We start from the raw sequence: 1,426 nt of genomic DNA on the forward strand, positions 1-1,426 counted from the left end.
GCGTTTGCCTGGGAGCTGCTCAGCTCTTGTCGGCGTCGGCGTCGGCCTTGGCGGCCTTCGACTCCTCGGCCTCGGCGGCCTCGGCCTGCTGGGCGCGCTCGGGGACGACGCCGTCGAAGTCGTCGTCGATCTCGAGGTCGTCCTCGTCGTAGAACTCCTCGACGTCCTCCTCGTCCTCGAAGATCACGCGGTCCTCGGAGTGGTCGCCGCCACCGCGCTTCTTCTGCACCGGGGCGTCCGTCGACTCGGCCTCGTCCTCGGCCAGCTCCGGGTCGAGCGTGTCGGTGAACTCCACGCCGTCGATCTCGGCCAGCCGCTCCGAGGCGTTGGTGGTGCCGTCGGTGTCGGCCTCGGCGGCCTTGGCGAACCAGTCACGGGCCTCGTCGGCCCGGCCGGCCGCGATCAGGGCCTCGGCGTAGGCGTAGCGCAGACGCGCGGTCCACGGCTGCACGGAGTTGGAGGCCAGCTCCGGGCTCTGCAGCGTCACCACGGCGGCGTCGAACTGCTCCATGTCGGCGCGGGCACCGGCCGCCACCAGGCGCATCTCGACCTGGCCGGCCTTGTCCAGCTGCTTCACCTCGGGCTCGCCGGCCATCGCCAGCGCCCGCTCCGGACGGCCCAGACCGCGCTCGCAGTCGGCCATCACCGGCCACAGGTCCGCCCGGCCGGTCATCCGACGGGCGGCGCGGAACTCGGTCAGCGCCTCGGAGTAGCGCTGCGTCATGTACGAGGCGAAACCGGCCGCCTCACGGACGGCCGCCACGCGGGAGGCCAGACGGAGCGCGATGCGCGAGTACTGGTAGGCCTCCTCCGCCTCGCCGTCGAGCAGGCGGGCCACCATCACCAGGTTGCGGGCGACGTCGTCCGCGAGGGTCTTGGGCAGGCTCTTGAGCTCCTGGCGCACGTCCGCGTCCAGCTCGTAGCCGGTGACGTCCTCCGGGATCGGCAGACGCTTGACGGGCTCGTAGTTGCCCCGGCGGTCGTCGTACTCCCGGCGGTCGCCGCCGCGCTCGTCCCGGTCACGGCGGTAGCCGCCACCCGACGGGCGGTCGTCACGGCGGAAGCCGCCGCGGTCGCCACCACGGTCGTCACGGCGGAAGCCGCCACGGTCGCCACCGCGGTCATCGCGGTTGAAGCCACCGGAGGGGCGGTCGTCACGACGGAAACCACCGCCGGCCGGACGGTCGCCACGGTCGCGGTTGAAACCGCCACCCGACGGACGGTCGTCACGACGGAAACCGCCACGGTCGCCACCACGGTCATCGCGGTTGAAACCGCCGGAGGGGCGGTCGTCACGGCGGAAGCCGCCACGGTCGCCGCCGCGGTCGTCACGGTTGAAGCCACCGGAGGGGCGGTCGTCACGGCGGAAACCACCGCCGGCCGGACGGTCGCCACGGTCGCGGTTGAAACCGCCACCCGACGGACG

1 protein-coding gene is annotated in these 1,426 nt (G+C 73.1%); it reads right to left on the reverse strand.

Annotated features, from left to right (window positions below):
* Nucleotides 1-19: 19 nt before the first annotated feature.
* Nucleotides 20-904, reverse strand: coding sequence for a hypothetical protein (locus ACFU7Z_RS39430; protein WP_375877814.1), 885 nt, complete (start codon nt 902-904; stop codon nt 20-22).
* Nucleotides 905-1,426: the final 522 nt, after the last annotated feature.

Source organism: Kitasatospora sp. NPDC057518 (genome assembly GCF_042802075.1).
GTDB lineage: Bacteria > Actinomycetota > Actinomycetes > Streptomycetales > Streptomycetaceae > Kitasatospora.